General features: G+C 69.0%; 14 protein-coding genes and 3 pseudogenes. 12 read left to right on the top strand and 5 right to left on the bottom strand.

The genetic code is table 11. The features are described 5' to 3' along the window. The first annotated feature begins 24 nt into the window (after positions 1-24). The 7 genes and pseudogenes from D6270_RS15740 (at position 25) to D6270_RS15765 (ending at position 7614) form a co-directional block, all read left to right on the top strand. Positions 25-456, top strand: coding sequence for a hypothetical protein (locus D6270_RS15740; protein WP_109164842.1), 432 nt, complete (start codon positions 25-27; stop codon positions 454-456). Further along, a pseudogene (locus tag D6270_RS33090) lies at positions 453-1100 on the top strand (hypothetical protein); the annotation flags it as partial. The gene D6270_RS15740 and the pseudogene D6270_RS33090, both read left to right, overlap by 4 nt. 8 nt (positions 1101-1108) lie before the next feature. Continuing rightward, a complete protein-coding gene (locus D6270_RS15750; protein WP_109164840.1) occupies positions 1109-5875 on the top strand; it encodes a putative T7SS-secreted protein in 4767 nt (1588 codons plus the stop codon). A gap of 8 nt (positions 5876-5883) precedes the next feature. Then, positions 5884-6315, top strand: coding sequence for a hypothetical protein (locus tag D6270_RS32535; protein WP_158650525.1), 432 nt, complete (start codon positions 5884-5886; stop codon positions 6313-6315). A gap of 12 nt (positions 6316-6327) precedes the next feature. After that, a pseudogene (locus tag D6270_RS15755) lies at positions 6328-6520 on the top strand (hypothetical protein). A 447-nt stretch (positions 6521-6967) separates the two neighbouring features. Continuing rightward, positions 6968-7216 (top strand): type II toxin-antitoxin system CcdA family antitoxin, encoded by a 249-nt coding sequence (locus D6270_RS15760; protein WP_151414697.1) that lies wholly within the window; start codon positions 6968-6970, stop codon positions 7214-7216. Then, positions 7213-7614 carry a PIN domain-containing protein gene (locus tag D6270_RS15765; RefSeq protein ID WP_109164838.1) on the top strand — a complete coding sequence of 134 codons (402 nt, stop codon included), beginning with the start codon at positions 7213-7215 and terminating at the stop codon, positions 7612-7614. Before D6270_RS15760 ends, D6270_RS15765 begins: the two co-directional genes overlap by 4 nt. A gap of 447 nt (positions 7615-8061) precedes the next feature. On the opposite strand, the gene D6270_RS15770 is transcribed toward D6270_RS15765, so the two are convergent. Together D6270_RS15770 and D6270_RS15775 are read right to left on the bottom strand one after the other, a co-directional pair. Further along, on the bottom strand, positions 8062-9180 hold the full coding sequence (locus tag D6270_RS15770) for a fatty acid desaturase family protein (RefSeq protein WP_109164837.1): 1119 nt from the start codon (positions 9178-9180) through the stop codon (positions 8062-8064). A 7-nt stretch (positions 9181-9187) separates the two neighbouring features. Further along, positions 9188-10243: a ferredoxin reductase gene (locus D6270_RS15775; protein ID WP_109164836.1), complete on the bottom strand. Its 1056-nt coding sequence runs from the start codon at positions 10241-10243 to the stop codon at positions 9188-9190. Between the two features lie 86 nt (positions 10244-10329). Here D6270_RS15775 and D6270_RS15780 point away from each other — a divergent pair, with 86 nt between their 5' ends. Next, complete coding sequence (locus D6270_RS15780; RefSeq protein WP_109164835.1) at positions 10330-11469, top strand: PucR family transcriptional regulator; 1140 nt, start codon at positions 10330-10332, stop codon at positions 11467-11469. 261 nt (positions 11470-11730) lie between these two features. Next, positions 11731-12069 carry a thioredoxin family protein gene (locus D6270_RS15785; protein ID WP_109164834.1) on the top strand — a complete coding sequence of 113 codons (339 nt, stop codon included), beginning with the start codon at positions 11731-11733 and terminating at the stop codon, positions 12067-12069. A 141-nt stretch (positions 12070-12210) separates the two neighbouring features. On the opposite strand, the pseudogene D6270_RS15790 reads toward D6270_RS15785, so the two are convergent. After that, a pseudogene (locus D6270_RS15790) lies at positions 12211-13748 on the bottom strand (cryptochrome/photolyase family protein). A gap of 145 nt (positions 13749-13893) precedes the next feature. On the opposite strand from D6270_RS15790, the gene D6270_RS15795 reads away from it, so the two are divergent. Beyond that, positions 13894-15060, top strand: coding sequence for a spore photoproduct lyase family protein (locus D6270_RS15795; protein WP_109164833.1), 1167 nt, complete (start codon positions 13894-13896; stop codon positions 15058-15060). Between the two features lie 238 nt (positions 15061-15298). On the opposite strand, the gene D6270_RS15800 is transcribed toward D6270_RS15795, so the two are convergent. Both D6270_RS15800 and D6270_RS15805 read right to left on the bottom strand, forming a co-directional pair. Continuing rightward, positions 15299-15511, bottom strand: coding sequence for a DUF4287 domain-containing protein (locus D6270_RS15800; RefSeq protein WP_109164832.1), 213 nt, complete (start codon positions 15509-15511; stop codon positions 15299-15301). A gap of 148 nt (positions 15512-15659) precedes the next feature. Continuing rightward, positions 15660-16103 (bottom strand): GNAT family N-acetyltransferase, encoded by a 444-nt coding sequence (locus tag D6270_RS15805; RefSeq protein ID WP_109164831.1) that lies wholly within the window; start codon positions 16101-16103, stop codon positions 15660-15662. Between the two features lie 103 nt (positions 16104-16206). Here D6270_RS15805 and D6270_RS15810 point away from each other — a divergent pair, with 103 nt between their 5' ends. Further along, on the top strand, positions 16207-17181 hold the full coding sequence (locus tag D6270_RS15810) for an NADPH:quinone reductase (RefSeq protein ID WP_109164830.1): 975 nt from the start codon (positions 16207-16209) through the stop codon (positions 17179-17181). A gap of 76 nt (positions 17182-17257) precedes the next feature. Further along, complete coding sequence (locus D6270_RS15815) at positions 17258-17800, top strand: SRPBCC family protein (RefSeq protein ID WP_109164829.1); 543 nt, start codon at positions 17258-17260, stop codon at positions 17798-17800. Positions 17801-17901 lie beyond the last annotated feature (101 nt).

Genomic DNA, 17901 nt, shown 5'->3' on the forward strand with positions numbered 1-17901 from the left:
GCTCGCGTACGGGGAGGGCTTCCGGTGGGTGACGGAGCAGCGCTGGTGGAGCGGATAGCCGAGCGGCGGGCCGGGGTCGGTGATCCGCAGGCTCTGGTGGGTGAGCTGCGGCGGGCGTTGGTGCTGGTGCCGTTCGACGGTGGGGGGTTGTGGACCGCGGAGTTCGGTGGGGTGCGGTGGGTGTGCGGGTTCACCGATGAGGGGGCGTTGGCCCGGTTCGCGGCGGAGCGGGCTGTGGTGGAGGGGGCCGGAGCCGCCTCGCGGAGTTGGGAGTATGCCGTGTTCCGGGGGGCGCGATTGCTGGACGAAATCATTCCGGCCATGGGAGTACCGGCCGGGGTCGCGGTGAACGTGGCCGATCCGGACGGGTCGATGTTGTTCCCGCCGGTGGTGGGGATCGTGCCGGATGCCGTCGCCGTCGACGCGGACGGCCCGAGCGGGGGGCAGCAGCGGTGAGCGGTACCGGGGCGGAAGACCTCAACGTTGATCCCGTCAGTGTTCAGCAGATCACCAGCGGGCTGCGTGAGGCCGTTGCCGAGTTGAGGGAGATCGGTACCGGTACCGGTGCGGTGCTCGGCAAGGGGCTCTCGGACCTGTCGATGACCGGGATGGAAGCCGGTCACCACGGGCTGTCGGTGGACTTCGAGGACTTCTGCGAGCGGTGGGAGTGGGGCGTCCGTGCGCTGGTCCAGGACGCCAATGCGATCGCGGCGAAGCTGGGGCTGGCGGCCGGGATCGTGTGGGAGGAGGACCGGTACGTCGAGGGGACGTTCAAGATCGCCGTGAACGCGGGCGTGGGGGATCCGCATGCCTCGGAAGACGAGATCGTCCAGCAGCACTGGGGCGATGTCTTCACCCCGGACTATCTGAGTCCGGACTACAGTCGCGAGTCGTTCGAGCGGACCGCCGATGAGGCCGGGCAGACCTGGAAGGACACCGGGCGGGCGCTCGTCACCGAGGGGAACGGCGGACGCCAGGCCGACCAGCTGAACGATCTGTTCGGCGTGGACCAGGAGGCGTTCGACCGGTCCGTGGACGAGGCGTTCGGGCCTTCACCGGAGGAGCGGGCCGGCCAGCAGGAGCAGCAAGGCAGCGGGGGAACTAGGTCATGGGGATCGGGGATTTCGTCCGGGACATCACGCCCGACGTCGTCGAGGACGCGGTCGAGGACGGTGTCGAGTGGGTCGGTGGCCGGGTCGAGGACGCCGGGAACTGGACCGGCGACCGGCTGGAGGACGCCGGCTGGGAGTCCGGGGCGGACTGGGTCCGGGAGAAGTCCCGGTCGGTGGCGAACCGGATGGGCGCCGAGGTCGACGAGATGGACCTCGGGCAGACCGAGGACAAAACCAAGCTCATCTACGGCAGCCCGTCCGAGATTCGGTCCACCGCCACCCACCTCCGTAAGCTCCAGGGCGCGTTCGACAAGGTCGGCGGCGGGCTCAAGGGCGTGGACTCGTCCGCGCTCAAGGGACAGGCGGCGGACGCGTTCCGGGACTCGGTGTCGGTCGAGCCGCCGAAGTGGTTCAAGGCCGCCGACGCCTTCGAGAAGGCCGCCGGTGCGCTCGACTCGTTCGCCGGGACCGTGGAGTGGGCCCAGGGGCAGGCGCAGACCGCGATCGACAAGTGGAAGGCCGGGACCAAGGCGTCGGAGGAGGCCCGGGACGCGTACAACGAGAAGACGACCACGTACAACAAGGTCGTCGACGCCTACAACGCCAAGCCCGCCGACGAGCGCGACCCCTCCACCCTGCCGCCCAAGCCGGGCACCTTCAGCGATCCGGGCACCGGGCGGATGAAGGAAGCCCAGGAGCTGCTCGCGGAGGCTCGTAAGCAGCGCAACACGGCAGCCGAGACGGCCCGCAAGGCGGTGGTGGCTGCGCGCGACGCCGCACCGGAGAAGCCGCGCTACGCGGAGCAGGCCATGGACGGGCTCGCCGAGTACCAGGTGATCAAGACTCATCTCGCGGGCGGCGTCGTCAAGGGCGCGGCGGGGATCCTGACCTTCGCGCGCAGCGTCAACCCGATGGATCTGTACAACATCACCCACCCCGCCGAGTACGGGCTCGCGCTCAACAACACCGCCGCCGGCCTCGTCCGGGTCGCCAACGACCCCTGGGGCACCGGCAAGCAGATGCTCGACGACTTCATGAAGGACCCCGCCGAAGGCTTCGGCCGACTCCTCCCCGACGCCGCCCTCACCGTCGCGACCGGCGGCGCGGGGGCCGGCGTCAAGGGGGCCCGGGTGGTGAAGGAAGCCGCCGACATCGCCTCCGACGCCCGGAAACTCGAGCGTGCCGCCCCCGAAGGAACCCACAACCGCCCTGACGGCATTCGCACCATCCAGGGCACCGACCCGGTCGACCTCGCCTCCGGGCGCATGTTCCTGCCCCAGACCGACGTGGTCCTGCCCGGGGTGCTGCCCCTGGTCTTCACTCGCCGGGTGGAGTCGGGCTACACCGCGGGCCGGTTCTTCGGACCCTCCTGGTCCTCCACCGTCGACGAACGCCTGGAGATCGACGCCCACGGCGTCATCCACGTCACCGACGACGGACTCCTGATCACCTACCCCCATCCCGCGCCAGGGCTGCCCACGCTCCCGGGCTCCGGGACCACGCGGGGCATCCTGGGCCGCGACGGAGACGGCGACTACACCGTCGCCGATCCCTCAACCGGTCTCGTACGCCACTTCGCGGCTCCGCCCGGATGCGAACCCGGTGGAGACGGTGCTGCCTGGCTCGTCCAGATCACCGACCGGAACGGGGGGACCATCTCCATCGACCGCGTCGAGGACGGTACCCCCCTGGCGCTCGTGCATACGGCGGGATACCAGATCCGGACCACGACGGCTTCCGGCCTCGTCACCGCGCTCGACCTCGTCGGTTCACCGCACACGGCGAGCGACCACGTCGACGGTGACGCGCCGAAGCGCCTCATGGGGTACGGCTACGCGGATGGCAACCTCGTCACCGTCACCAAGCCGTCGGGCGCGTCACTCACGTTCACCTACGATGGCCGCCGCCGGGTCACTTCCTGGACCGACTCCAACGGCTCGTGCTACGCGTACGTCTACGACGACCAGGACCGGGTGGTCGCCGAAGGGGGCGAGGCGGGTCACTTCCAGCTGACTCTCACCCATGGCGAGCCCGATCACTCAACCGGTCGACGGCTCACCACGCTGACCACGGCCGACGGGCGCAGCACGAAGCACCTGATCGATGGTGCGTGCCGCATCCTGGCCACCACCGATCCGTTGGGCAATACCACACACTTCTCCTACGATGCCTCGGGCAATCAACTGACCCGTACCGACCCCGTCGGGCACACCACGGCCTTCGCCTACGATGCGGCGGGCAGACTCACCTCGATCATCCGTCCCGACGGCAGCGAACAGCGCACGGACCGCAACCAGCTCGGTCTACCCAGCCGGTTCACCGGGCCCGACGGCGCCCGCTGGGAGCAGGAGTTCGACGATCGAGGCAATCGCATCGCCGTGACCGACCCCGCCGGGCAGAGCACTCGCTACGGCTTCGACGCACAGGGCCGTCTCGTCTCGGTCAGTGACCCGCTGGGACATGTCACCAAGGTGAGCTGCGACCCGGCCGGGCTGCCACTGGAGGTCACCGACCCCCTGGGTGGCGTGACCCGCCACGAGCGGGACTCCCTGGGCCGCACCGTGCGCGTGACGAACTCAGTGGGGGCGGTCACCGTCCTCACATGGTCTGCCGACGGCCATCTCGCGCAACGTACTGAACCCGACGGCACGACGGAGACCTGGACCTATGACGGTGAAGGAAACCGCCTCACCCACACCAACCCGGTCGGCAATAGCACCCGTTTCGAATACACCCACTTCGACCTGCTCAAGGCACGTACGGGCCCGGACGGCGCGCGCTACGAGTTCACCCACGACGCGGAGCTGCGGCTGACCCAGGTCACCAATCCGCAGGGCCTGACCTGGTCGTACACCTATGACGATGCCGGGCGGCTCGTTTCCGAGTCGGACTTCGACGGTCGTGTCCACATCTACCACCGGAATTCCGCCGGCCGGATCGGCGCGCGTACCAATCCGCTTGGCGAGACCATCACCTACACGCACGACTCGCTCGGCCGGGTGGTAGGGAAAGAAATAGCGGGCCGGGTCACCACGTACACCTATGACCGGGCTGGACGTCTGGTGGAGGCATCCGGGCCGGACGGCGACCTCATGTACCAATATGGGCGCGGGGGGCACGTCAAGACGGAACTGGCCGACGGTCGTGTGCTCACCTTCGCGCACGACGCCTTGGGCCGCCGTACCCACCGGACCACTCCCACCGGGAAGCGCACCACCCGCGAGTACGATCCGGCCGGACGTCTCACCGGCCTGAACAGCGGCGGCCACCGCGTCACCTTCGCCTACAACGCCATCGGTCGCGAGGTACAACGCGCCTTCGGTGACACGGTCACCCTGACCTCGGCTTGGGACGAGGCAGGCCGCCTGTCCGCGCAGCACCTGCTGGCGGGCGACCGCTTGGTGAACCGCCGCTCCTACAGCTACCGGGCCGATGGTCATCTCGAGGCGATGGACGACGCCTCGCGCGGCCTTCACCGCTTTGGCCTCGACGAGGCAGGCCGAGTCACCGAGGTCACGGCCGTCAACTGGACCGAGACATACGCGTACGACAGCGCGGGCAATCAGACCTCAGCCTCTTGGCCCTCGTTCCACCCTGGCAGCGAGGCGACCGGCGCGCGCGAATACACGGGCACGACCCTCGTGAGGGCCGGGAAGGTGCGCTACGAATACGACGCAGCCGGGCGTATCGTCCTGCGCCAGATATCTCGGCTCTCCCGGAAGCCCGACACCTGGCGTTACGCATGGGACGCGGAGAACCGCCTGGTCTCCACCGTCACGCCCGACGGCATCCGCTGGCGCTACCGGTACGACCCCTTGGGGCGCCGCACAGCGAAGCAGCGTCTCGCCCAGGACGGTGAGACGGTGCTGGAGGAGACCCGATTCACCTGGGACGGCACAACACTCTGCGAACAGTCCACCGACTCGGCCAATCTGCCTCACACCGTCACCCTGACCTGGGACCATCAGGGCACCCGCCCCTTGGCACAGACGGAGCGTCTCCTGGACGCGAAGGCGTCTCAGGAAGCGATCGACGAGCGCTTCTTCGCCATGGCCACCGACCTTGTGGGCAGTCCCACCGAACTCGTTGACGAGGCGGGCGCCCTTGCCTGGCGCAGTCGCACGGCCTTGTGGGGTACGACAGCCTGGGCCAAGGGCAGCACCACCTACACTCCACTACGGTTCCCCGGTCAGTACTTCGATCCCGAAACCGGCCTCCACTACAACCACCACCGTCACTATGATCCCGAGACCGCTCGCTACCTCACCCCGGACCCTCTGGGGCTGGCTCCCTCTCCGAATCCGTCCACCTATGTCCACAACCCTCACACCTGGGCGGACCCACTCGGACTCGCTCCCGAATATCACGAGTTCCACTCCGTCCAGGACGCTGCCAACGCGACTCGTCTGCGAGGAGACGGAACACCCTGGCCGACAGAAGATATTCGCGGACAATACGGAGAAGGCGTCTACTCATGGGGGTCGGCGGAGGAAGCAGCTCGCTACGCGGAACGGCTCCGCAGCCGTGGCGCCGATGTCGAAGTCCTGAGATTCAGAATCTCCGACTCGGATTTTTCATCGCTACATAAAGCCGACGTAGTGGAGATGTCCCCTGCCCAGGCAGAAGCTTTCATGGACCGCTACAGCCGCCTGTACGGAGACGGAAAGCCGCACGACTTCGATTATATCCGAGGTCACACAGGGATGGGTGACGAGCACTACTTTCACAGGCGAATTTTCGATCTTCTTAATTTCGGCGACTGAAGGAAATCATGACCGAAGTATTCAAGTTCCGCTTCCGAGGTCCGGCAGGTGGGATCGCGGTCAACCTAAGAGCAGAAGCCACCACACTTGCCGGCGAGATCCCACCGCACAGCATGCAGATCTACAAAAAGGTCTGGCTCGGCCTACCCGCATCCGGCCTGCATTGGAAAGACGCCGCCTGGCTGGCATTCGGGGTTTCCATAAATGCTCACGCCCTGAGCGAACTCCTCCCCGATGGAATTTTTATTCACGCATCTTCACTCGATTACCCCCTGAGCGACTATCGGTCCGAGGCGGCTGCGCTGGCCATGGACGGGTGGCTTCATGAGCGATTTGATATCGACAGTTCAGGCGCTACCGTCAGGTATGAGGTTGCGGAGGGCCAGTTCACATTCGTTTGGGGAGGAACTACCCAACCCTTCTCCGATGCACCGAGCTGAAATCCTCTACCGATATCCTCAACGACCCGCATCACCTTCACATTTCCCAGCAATCAGACTGCGGAGACGCGAAAGCTCACAGACAACGTCTCCGGCTATGCGGCGAAACCCGGATCCCGCCCAGATGCGGCATCAGCGTCTGGGCGACGACGCAGAGCTGCGCCAATGCGCGGCATCCCACTGCTCCGAGGAGCAGCTGTCGTGATGCCGTGAAGGCCGGCGGTGGGTTCGGCTCCCCGCGCGGCCGAGAGCCGGGGGTCTCCGGTGCTGGCGCCCACTCTTCCCGCTCGTACCCATTCGTGCCCAGCGGAGCGGACAGCCGCGGTCGCGTGCGGTGCTGGGAGGCCATGCCAACCTCGCGCGTCTCGGCCAACCACGCAGGTCAGAGCCAATACGACCGTTCATGGACCGCTGATTACCAAGCTCAGAGCGCGAGTTCGATTCTCGTCACCCGCTCCACGACTGAGGCCCTGGTCAATGACTGGGGCCCTTCACTTGCCGTCCAACGGCACGGGCCCAGAGCGTCACACGCCAGGAACAGCCGGCGAGTGATCGCCCCCATGTTCTTCATCCGGCGCATGCGACCGCAAGCGTCAAGGCTGGGGACCAGAAACCTGAGCCAGCGCGTGCATACTCCAGTATGCTTGGGCTCATGTCCTCAACGACTCGCATCACCGTCACGCTCCCCAGCGACCAGGTGGCGGAGCTCCGCAAGCTCACGGACAACGTCTCCGGCTACGTGGCGGAAGCCGTAGCCCGCCAGATCCGGCACCAGCTCCTGGGCGACGATCTCCGCCGTCACGAGGAGGAGCACGGTCCCTTCAGCGATGAGGAGCTCGCCGAGGCCCGCGGAAAGATCTTCGGCCCCGCCGGCACCTCCAAGGGCGCGGACGCCGCGTGAGCGAGCGCATCGAGACCGTCGTCCTGGACTCGGAAGGGCTCTCCGCCTGGATCGCGCAGGACCGCAAGCTTCTCGCGATGCTGAAGGTCTTCCACGACATGGGAGCCGACCTGGTGATCGGGGCCAACACCATCGTGGAAGTGAGCCACTCCCGCACCAACATGCCCCGCCTGAACTGGGCCCTGTCCCGCGTCAAGGTGGAGCCCGTCACCGAACAGGCGGCGAAGGCGGCGGCTGAGCTTCTCAAAGGTGCCGGACTGCACGGACACAAGTACGCCATCGACGCCACAGTCGCCGAGGTCGCTCTCCGCCAGCCGAAACCCGTCGCCCTCCTGACCTCCGACAGCGACGACATGACCCGACTCTGCGGAAACCAGGTCCGCATCATCCCTCTCTGATCTGACGCGCAGGCCCACCCCGAGCACACCCCCTGGCAGGGTCCGCTACACCGCTACTCTCGTGCCCCATCCGTGCCCAGCAGAGCGGACAACAGCGGTCAGGTACAGCCTCCAGAGACCATGGCGCTCCCAGCTTCCTCGCTGGAAAGCGCAGGTCAGAACCCTTCCTGAGACTCCAGCACCGCTGATTCCCACGCTCAGAAGCGCGAGTTCGATTCTCGTCACCCGCTCCACGAAAGAGCCCCAGGCCAGCGCCCAGGGCGCGCACCAGGTGCGCGTGGCGGGCATGAGTCGCTGGGCCAGGCGTCCGCCCATGGACGTGCCGTAGACGTTGGACCAGCGCTGTCCCACCAGGCTGTGGGACCCGGGCAGCGGGGAACTCCACCGGCCGGCCAGGCCGTCGTGTCGCAGCAGTGACGTCACCGGGGGCTGCGATGCGGCGGGAAGTCAGGCGGCGATGAGGTCGTGCTCACGGTCCGGCGTTCCGACCTTGGGCTGCTTGTTCGGCAGTGCGAGCCGGAAGACCTTGTGCCACGCGGAGAACACCTGCTTGGGCAGCGGGCCGGTGACGTACTCCAGCTCGTACTTCTCGAACAGCGCGCGCACCTTCACCGCGACCTCGGCGTACCGGTTGCTCGGCAGGTCCGGGAACAGGTGGTGCTCGATCTGGTGCGACAGGTTGCCGGTCATGAAGTGCATGGCCTTGCTGCCGCTGATGTTCGCCGAGCCCATCATCTGGCGCAGGTACCACTGGCCGCGTGTCTCGCCCGTGATCGACCTGCGTTCGAAGACCTGTACGCCCTCGGGGAAGTGCCCGCACATGATCACCGAGTGGGTCCAGAGGTTGCGGACCAGGTTCGCGGTGAACGTGGCGGCGAGTGTGGTGAGGAACGAGGGGCCCGAGAGCAGCGGGTGGATCACGTAGTCCTTGAGCACCTGCTTGCGGATCTTGCGGCCCACGGCCTTGGCCCGCGCACGGAACTCCGGGTTCTTGCGGCGGCGCTTGGTGAGGTTCCTGCCGAGCTCCAGGTCGTACGCTGCGATGCCGTACTCGAAGAAGCAGGCGTTGAGGAAGTTCCACAGCGGCTGGCCGAGGTGGAAGGGGTGCCACTTCTGGTCCTCGTCGACGCGCATGATGCCGTAGCCGAGGTCGTTGTCCTTGCCGATCACGTTGGTGTACGTGTGGTGCAGCTCGTTGTGCGAGTGCTTCCACTGGTCGGACGGCGAGACGTGATCCCACTCCCAGGTGGTGGAGTGGATCTTCGGGTCACGCATCCAGTCCCACTGGCCGTGCAGGACGTTGTGGCCGATCTCCATGTTGTCCATGATCTTCGCCACGGACAGCCCGGCGGTGCCGATCAGCCACGCGGGCGGGAAGATCGAGAACAGCAGCACACCCCTGCTGACCAGCTCCAGCTTGCGCTGCGCCGAGATGACCCGGCGGATGTAGGCGGCGTCCTTCTCGCCGCGGTCGGCGATCACCTCGTCGCGGATGGCGTCCAGCTCGCGTCCCAGTTCCTCGATCTGCTCCGCGGTCAGGTGGGCGGTGGGGTCGGTGGCGGTCAAGGTGCTCCTACCGTTCGATGTCGCAGGGGCCCGCCGCGGCGGACACACAGGTCTGGATGAGGACGCCCGGCCCGGCCTCGGTGATCTCGCCGGTACGCAGGTCTCGGACAGCGCCGGCCTTGAGCGGCGAGACGCACCCGAAGCAGATGCCCATACGGCACCCGGAGGGCATGAGCACGCCGATCTCCTCGCCGATGTCCAGCAGCGGCGTGGCGCCGTCCGCGCCGATGGTCTTGCCGGTGACGCTGAACGTGACCTCGCCGCCGTCCCCGGCGACGACGATGCCGGGGCGGAAGCGTTCGGTGTGCAGGCGCTCAAGGACGCCGTGCTCTCCCCAGTGCTCCTCGGCGGCGTCGAGCAGACCCGCGGGCCCGCACGCCCAGGTCTCGCGCTCGGCCCAGTCGGGCACGAGCTCTTGGAGACGGGCGATGTCGAGCTTGCCGTCCGTGTCGGTGTGCACCTCGGTGAGCCGAAGCTTCTTGTCCGCGACCAGGCCGTGCAGCTCCTTGCGGAAGATCACGTCCTGAGGCTGTGGCGCGCAGTGGACCATGACGACGTCGTCGAGTTCGACGTCGCGCAGCATGCCCATCACGGGCGTGATGCCGCTGCCGGCCGTCAGGTAGAGCACCTTGGCGGGCTTGGCCTGCGGCAGGACGAAGTCACCGGTCGGCTGGTCGAGCTGGATCAGCGTGCCCGGTTTCGCGCTGCGGACCAGGTGGTTGCTGACCTTGCCGTCCGGGATCGCCTTGACGGTGATCGTGACACGGCCGTCCCGGCGGTTCGTCGGCGAGGTGATGGAGTAGGCACGCCACAGGCGCACTCCGTCGACGTCGACCCCGATCCGCACGTACTGGCCGGCTGTGTGGCCGCGCCAGCCCCGCCCCGGCCTGATCACGACAGTCGCGGCGTCATCGGTCTCGGAGTGCACGGCCTCGATGCGCCCACGCAGGTCAGCGCCCGCGCGCAGCGGGCTGACCAGGTCGAGGTAGTCCGACGGCAGCAGCGGCGTCGTGACCATCTCCAGCAGTTTCCACGCCCTGCTGCGGAGGGCTCCACTCGTCATGACTCCAGCTTGCTGCGCCTCTGGGCGTAAAGTCCTGACCACTGGACGTAAATCTGGTCGACTGAATTGTTCGCAGGGAACAGAAAATGAGCTATGCAATCCGGAGGGCCAGTGAACTGTCCCTGGATGAGACGACGGTCACCGCCGTCCGGGCCGCCCTCAGGACCACCGCGGACGAAGTCGTCCAGGCGATCATCGACGAGGTTCCTCCCTACGCCCATGCCCTGTCGGGCCGCATGGGCGCCACGATCCGCAGAGCCGTCCGCACCGCTCTGGGGCACTACCTGGACCTTGCGAGCGGGAATGCCACGGGCGGCGACGCCGGGGACGCCGCCTACGAGCTGGGCCGCGGCGAGGTGCGCGACGGCCGTTCCATGGACGCCCTGCTCAGCGCCTACCGCGTCGGCGCCCGGGTCGCCTGGCGATGTCTGGCAGCGGGTGCCGTACCCGCGGGTCTGCCCGCCGCCGAGGTCGCCAAGTTCGCCGAGCTGACCTTCGCCTACATCGACGAGCTCTCCGCCGCGAGCGCCGCGGGCCACGCCGACGAACTGGCCGCCCGGGGCAGAGCCCACGAGCGTCACCTGGAACACCTGGCCCGCGACCTCCTCGCCGGCGCGGGCCCGGACGTGCTGCTGGCCTCCGGCCAACGGGCCAGGTGGCAGCCTCCGGTTTCGCTGACCGCCGTCCTGCTGCCCGCCGCGCAGGCCCGGCCTGCCTACCGGACACTCGACCCGAGCACCCTCGTCCTCGACGATCTGCCGGATGCCACCGGTGTGCTCCTCGTCCCCGATGCCGACCGGTCACGTCTCCTACGGCAGCTGACCGACCGCGCCGCCGTGGTCGGCCCGACACGGCCATGGACCCACGCGTCCGCCTCGTACGCACGAGCCCTACGCGCGCGCTCCCTCTCCTCTGACATTCGCGACACCGAGGACCACCTGCCCGACCTGGTGCTCAGCGCCGACGCGGAAGCGTTCGCAGACCTGCGCGCCCGAGCCCTCGCACCGTTGCAGGCCCTGCCTGCCGCAACCGCACGGCGGCTGGAGGAGACCTTGCGGGCGTGGCTGCTGTACCAGGGCAGACGGGACGAGGTCGCGGCGGAGTTGTTCGTCCACCCCCAGACGGTCCGATACCGGATGTCGCAGCTCCGGGAGCTGTTTCCCGATCTCGCATCACCACACCGGGTCCTTGAACTGACGCTGGCGGTCGGCCTCCGGGTCGGCTGACGCGTCACCCGTCCACCTTCGCGCCCGCGGGCGACCGGAGATCCTGGCCGCTCCCGGTGCCCAGCCGCCGTGACCCGGGAAACGGCGGCTCTCCGGTCGTCGTGGCAAGGGGGCCGGGCCGCTCGCCCCAGGGGCCACCGCCGTCCTGCGGCGGCCCGTGTCTCCCTCCCGGCAGCCGGTCGGACGAGCGGCCAGGGCCGACCTGGCACACCGCGCGACGGAGAATGGGACGGAGTACGAAACGTGAGGTCAGGAGCTCCCATGACAAAACTGGTTCACCGACCTCGTGAGGACGCGGAGTTCGATTTCATCCTCGGGAGAAGCAAGGTTCCGGTTCTCGCCTACTTCACCGGGGCATGGCCCAAGGCAATCGAGCCCTGTCGGGTGATGGATGTCGTCGTGGGCGACATCGCCGCCGCCTACGCGGGCCGCCTGACGGTCGTCCGCACCGACATCACGCGTTGCCCGGCGGCAACCGAGCGATACGGGATCACCGGAGCCCCGTCCTGCCTCCTGCTGAAGGAGGGAACGGCGGTGGCGCACGGCACGGGGCCCATGACCAGCGATGAGGTACGGCGGTTCCTGGACGGACACCTCTGAGCGTCCGCTGCGGCACCCGGACCGCCGCTTCTCGTCGCGTTCGAAGCGGGCGCGGGCGGTTGCCCGTTCGCCCCCCCCACCCGCCACCCGTCAGCTCCATGTCTCCGGGCCTCCTCGGCGGGTCGGACAGTGCCGGTCGCGTCAAGGCGGCGCGTCCCCCCGTTCCGCCGTCAAGTCCAGCAGTTCCCGCAGGTCCTTCAGCCGGTCCAGGCCCTTCACCGCGCGGGCCGTGCGGTGGTTGGTGGAGAGGCGGGTGCGGTGGCGGTGGAGGAAGGACCAGTAGCCGGTGGTGTACGGGCAGGCCTCGTCGCCGGTGCGGTGGGTGGGGCGGTAGGCGCAGGGGGCGCAGAGGTCGCTCATGCGGTTGATGTAGGCGCCGCCCGAGGTGTACGGCTTCGTCGTCATCATGCCGCCGTCGGCGTACTGGGACATGCCGACCACGTTCGGGAGCATCACCCAGTCGTAGCCGTCCACGAAGCAGCGGTGGAACCAGTCGGTGACGGCCTCCGGGTCCCAGCCGTCCTGGAGGGCGCGGCTGCCGAGCACCATCAGGCGGGGGATGTGGTGGGTCCAGCCGGTGTCCCGGACCTGGGCCAGCACCGTGGACAGGCAGTTGGCCGTGACCGCGTCGGCGTCCAGGTCGAGGAACCAGTCCGGCAGCGGGGCCGTGTGGCACAGGGCGTTGCGGTGGCGGTACTCCTCGCCGAAGTGCCAGTAGAGGTGCCATACGTACTCGCGCCAGCCCGCGATCTGCCGGACGAACCCCTCGACGCTGTTGAGCGGCGCGTCGCCCGAGCGGTACGCCTGCTCGGCCAGTTCCACGCACTCCGCCGGGTCCAGAAGACCGAGATTCAGCGGTACGGAGAGGAGGCTGTGGCTCATCACCGGGTCGGCGGCCAGCATCGCGTCCTCGTGGCGGCCGAAGCCGGCCAGGCGGTGGGCCACGAAGTGCCGTAGCGCGGAACGTGCCTCGCGCCGGGTGGCGGGGAAGCGCCTCGGGCCGTCCCGGCCGACGAAGGAGACCTCGCCGTCGCGCTCCCAGCGGTCGAGGTCGCGGCGGACCTCGTCGTCGATCTCGTCCTCGGTCGGCCGCCACGGGCCCCGGACGTCCAGGGTGTCCTGGCCGCGCGGTGGTGGCTCGCGGTTGTCGTGGTCCAGGTTCCACCGGCCGCCGGCCGGGTCGTCGCCGTCCATCAGCAGGTCGTGCCGCTCCCGCACCCAGCGGTAGAAGCCCTCCAGGCGGAGGGCACCAGCCCCCGCGCTCTTGCCCTGTCCCTTGTTCCTGGCCGTCCACTCCGCGAAGTCCTCCTGGGCCACCAGGAAGCCCTTCGGGGGAGAACCTCTACGTTCTCCCGCGCGCTCACGAAGTCCAGCGCCCTGCGTGACGTGGGGTGGCGGACCGTCAAAGGGGCCGGGTCACGGCGCCCTCGCACCTGCTCCAAGCCCTCCGCGTACGTCTCCGTCCGGAGATACGTGACCCGGTCGCCCAGTTCGGCGGCCCGGTGCCGCATCGCCGAGAGGATCAGGTGCGCCTTGGCCCGGTGGAAGCGGCGGCGGCGCAGCACCGAACGTGCCTCGATCATGATCACCGGGGCGCGGTCGTCCGGGCCGCCGTGGCGTGGGTCGAGGAAGTGCGGGCCCAGCTGGTCGCCGAACAGCCAGTGGGGGCGTGGTGCCATGGAGATCCTCCGCCTCGCGTCCCGAGCCCGGTGTTCGGTGTTCGGTCCGGTCGATGCTGGCAGCCGGCCGGCCTTCCCGTACGGCGACACTCCGTCACCGGTCCGTCGCGTCCCTCCCCTCCCTCGCCCCCGTAGGGTCTACGCCGTGGACCAGAGCCCCGAAGAGCCCGAGCAGCAGGCTCTCTTCGGCTGGGAGGACGCCCTGCCCGCCGAGCCGCCGGACCGTGGCGGCGGGTTCCGGGACAGCCCCCGGGCCCGGCGCATGCTGGACGTGCGGGAGGTCTACGCCGAGCCCGCCGCGATCGCCTCCCCGCGCGGGCAGCAGATCCTGGCGCGGCTGCCCGGCGTTCCCGTCACCGAGGTGGCCGGGCACTGGCGTATCCCCTCCCTCCACGGCAACGACGGCAACATCGCCCGCTGGACCCGGATCAAGACCGAGACCCTGGTCCTGGGCGTCCGGCAGAGTCTCACCACCCGGCCCAACGGCAGGTCGGCCGACTGGATCGCCCCCGGTGCCTCCAACGGCTGTGCCATGGCGTGCGCGTACTGCTACGTTCCACGCCGCAAGGGGTACGCCAACCCGATCACGCTCTTCACCAACATCGAGGCCATCGCCGCCCACGTACGGCGTCATGTACGGGCCCAGGGGCCCAAGTCCCAGCCCAACCAGTGCGATCCGCACGCCTGGGTGTACGACATCGGTGAGAACGGTGACTGTTCCGTCGACGCCCTGATCTGTGACAACACGGCCGACCTCATTGCACTGTTCCGCCGACTGCCCAGCGCCAAAGCCTCCTTCGCCACCAAGTTCGTCAACCCCGATCTGCTCGCGCTGGATCCGCAAGGCCGTACCCGGGTGCGGTTCTCCGTGATGCCCGCCGACGACTCCCGGCTGCTGGACCTCCGTACCAGCCCGGTCGCGGAGCGCATCGCGGCCGCCGCCGACTTCCTGGACGCGGGGTACGAGGTCCACTTCAACCTCTCGCCCGTGGTGCTGCGGCCCGGCTGGCAGCGGGACTGGGCCGAGCTGCTCGGACAGCTGGACGATGTCCTTCCCGGGCGGGTCAAGGCGCAGGCGGCCGCCGAGATCATCATGCTCACCCACAACCAGCAGCTCCACGAGGTCAACCTCGGCTGGCATCCCCGGGCCGAGGAGGTCCTGTGGCAGCCGGGCGCGCAGGAGACGAAGCGGTCGGAGAACGGCGCCCTCAACGTCCGCTACGCGCTGGAGGTCAAGCGCGACGCCCTCGCCCGGCTGCGGGAGCTGATCGGGGAGCGCACGCCGTGGCTGCGGATCCGGTACGCCTTCTGAGCGTCAGGCGGTCCCGTATCCATCGTTCCGTCGTACGTCGGCGAGAGCCGCTTCCACTCTGTTCAGCGCCTCCACCGCCGTGCCGACCTCGCCGGCCGCGAGCTGCGTCGAACCCAGGAGCCGCCGGGCCAGGGCCTCGCTGCGGTCTCCGACTCGGCCATGGCTCCGCCCCCCTGGGGACCGGTCGGCCGGTCCCGTCGCTTCGCAGACCCTATGCAAGGGAGCAACACGGCTGTGGTCAGCGGGTCTTGTCCTCCGCCAGGGTGTGGGCGACCAGGGCATTGGCATGGCCGTGGCCCAGGGCGTGCTCCGTCTTGAGCCAGCTGACCAGCTCCATGTGCTTGGTCAGCGGGGAGGCGCGGATGAGGGCCTTCCACTCGGAGACCGGGCGGCCGTACGTCTTCTCGATCGAGGGGAAGTAGCTGGCAGGGCCCTTCACGGCATCGGTCATGGGTATGTCCTGTCTGTCTCATAGGTGGCGGCTGGGGTGTGGGCCGTTGCGCGTGCCCGTACGCCGGTTGCTTCGGAGCACTCTGTTCCGCTGTTCGTACGACTGGGGCCGGGCCGGGAAGTCATCGGTTCGGCTCGTGTGGTCCGTGTCACAGGTTCCGGCCGAAGTGCAGCGCCCCGATCGTCATGCGCTGGGCGTGGTAGAAGCGGTGCGCCTGGACGTTGGTCGTGCCGGAGTCCAGCTCCACCCGTAGGCAGCCCGCCGTCCGGCCGCGACGTTCCAACTCCGCCAGCAGGTAGGCGCCCACGCCCCGGCCCCGTGACTCGGGCGCCGTCACCAGGTCGTCGACGAAGAGCACCCGGCCCCGGCTGGTCGCCAGCAGGCGGTGGGTGGCCGCGCCCAGGGGGCGGGCGGTGGCGGTGTCGTACGCGACCGTGAAGCGGAGCCCCTGGCCGTACGCCTCCCGCGCGAAGGCGGTGAAGGCCTCGGCGGTCAACTCCGGGCGCAGTGTGCGGATCAGGGGTTCCGCGTCGGCGGACATGCGGGGGTCGTCGGGGGTGAGGTCGGTGAGTGTCAGGTCCACGGCGCTCATGCTAGGAGCGGGCCGGGCCCCGCCGGGTGTGCCCCGTACGACCTGACAGAGAATCCCGCCGGGTGGCGACGGCGCCCGGGTGCCGCTGCCAGAATCCGGCACCATGCTCGCCGCTTACATCGAACAGCTCGGTACCCCCGACACCATCCGGTACGGCGAACTCCCCCCGCCTGTGGCACAGGCGGGCGAGGTTCTGGTCGACGTGAGTGTCGCCTCCGTCAACCACGTCGACACGTTCGTCCGGTCCGGGGCCTGGCGTACCCCCCTGACCTTCCCCTTCGTCATCGGCCGCGACCTGGCCGGGACTGTCGCCGCCTCCGCGCCCGGGACCGGTTTCGAGGCCGGTGACCGGGTCTGGTGCAACAGCATGGGGCACGCGGGGCGGCAGGGCGCCGCCGCCGAGCGGGTGGCCGTCCCGGCCGACCGGCTCTACCGGCTGCCCGGCGGGGTTGACCCGGAGGACGCCGTCGCCCTGGCCCATCCCGCCGCCACCGCCTACCTCGCCCTCCATCCGCACGGCCGGGTCCAGGCCGGCGAGACCGTCGTCGTCCTGGGCGGCGGCGGCAACGTGGGCAGCGCCCTCATCGTGCTGGCCGTCCACGCGGGCGCCCGGGTCGTCGCCACCGCATCGGCGCGGGACATCGAACACTGCCGGGGCCTGGGGGCCGCCGAGGTGATCGACTACCGCGACCCGGATGTGGCGGGACGGCTGCGAGCCGCCTGTCCGGGGGGAGTTGACGTGTACGTCGACACCTCGGCCGCCAACGACCTGGAGACGGCCGTGGGCCTGCTCGCCCGGCGCGGGCGGATCGTCATCCTCGCCGGGATGGCCACCCGGCCGGTGCTGCCCGCCGGTCCGCTGTACCTCAAGGACTGCTCCGTCGTCGGCTTCGCCATCTCGCAGGCCACCGCCGCCGAACTCGCCGCCGCCGCGGGGACCATCGGCACGTTGCTGGCGGCGGGGAAGCTGCGGCCCCCGGCGACGGTCCCGATGCCGCTGAGCGCCGCCGCCGACGCGCACGGCCGCCTCGAACGCGGCGAGGTGCGCGGAAAAATCCTGCTCAGGGTTCATTCCTGAGCTCCGGCCGGTAGAACTTGACGGACCATACGGCGGTTGGTTGACCCGCGTTCCGCGCGCAACCAGAGTTCTCCTCATGAGTAAATCAGTCATCGACAACACGCCGCTTTTCGAACTGCGCGCGGACATCGCCGTATCCGCCACCCCGAAAGAGGTCTACGCGGTCGTCAGCGATTTGCCGCGTAGCGCGGAATGGAGCCCCGAGTGCCAGGGCGGTGAATGGATCGGCGGCGAGCCCGCGGCCGTGGGCACCATCTTCCGCGGGGAGAACCTGCGCAGCGAGGAAGTCGTCGCCTGGGCCCCGCTCGTGCGCGGGACCTGGTACACCGAGGCCCGCGTCACCGCGGCCGAGCCGGGCGTGACCTTCCGCTGGATGATGCTCTCGCACGCCCAGGACGACCAGGAATCGGTCTGGGGCTTCGACATCGAACCCCTCGCCGAGGGCAGCCGGCTGGTCCACCACTTCCGCATGGGGAAAGCGACCGCCGGAATTCACAAGATTGTCTCCGAACTCGACGAGGACGCCCGCAAGCGATTCATCGACGAGTGGACCGCAAAGCTGGAACGGGACCTCGACGACACCCTCAAGCGGATCAAGGACGTCATCGAATCCGCATGACGGTTCCTCGGATCCGCATGGCGGGTCCGGCGCGAATCCGGATGACGGGTCCTTCGAATCCGCATCGCGGGTTCCTGAATCCGCGATGCGGGTTCCCACGG

This window comes from Streptomyces griseus subsp. griseus, assembly GCF_003610995.1.
Lineage (GTDB): Bacteria > Actinomycetota > Actinomycetes > Streptomycetales > Streptomycetaceae > Streptomyces.

Coding starts and splice junctions, on each gene's coding strand:
- D6270_RS15760 (WP_151414697.1), top strand. CDS start 6,968: ATGTCCTCAACGACTCGCATCACCGTCACGCTCCCCAGCGACCAGGTG.
- D6270_RS15815 (WP_109164829.1), top strand. CDS start 17,258: ATGAGTAAATCAGTCATCGACAACACGCCGCTTTTCGAACTGCGCGCG.
- D6270_RS15775 (WP_109164836.1), bottom strand. CDS start 10,243: ATGACGAGTGGAGCCCTCCGCAGCAGGGCGTGGAAACTGCTGGAGATG.
- D6270_RS15780 (WP_109164835.1), top strand. CDS start 10,330: ATGAGCTATGCAATCCGGAGGGCCAGTGAACTGTCCCTGGATGAGACG.
- D6270_RS15810 (WP_109164830.1), top strand. CDS start 16,207: ATGCTCGCCGCTTACATCGAACAGCTCGGTACCCCCGACACCATCCGG.
- D6270_RS15750 (WP_109164840.1), top strand. CDS start 1,109: ATGGGGATCGGGGATTTCGTCCGGGACATCACGCCCGACGTCGTCGAG.
- D6270_RS32535 (WP_158650525.1), top strand. CDS start 5,884: ATGACCGAAGTATTCAAGTTCCGCTTCCGAGGTCCGGCAGGTGGGATC.
- D6270_RS15800 (WP_109164832.1), bottom strand. CDS start 15,511: ATGACCGATGCCGTGAAGGGCCCTGCCAGCTACTTCCCCTCGATCGAG.
- D6270_RS15785 (WP_109164834.1), top strand. CDS start 11,731: ATGACAAAACTGGTTCACCGACCTCGTGAGGACGCGGAGTTCGATTTC.
- D6270_RS15805 (WP_109164831.1), bottom strand. CDS start 16,103: ATGAGCGCCGTGGACCTGACACTCACCGACCTCACCCCCGACGACCCC.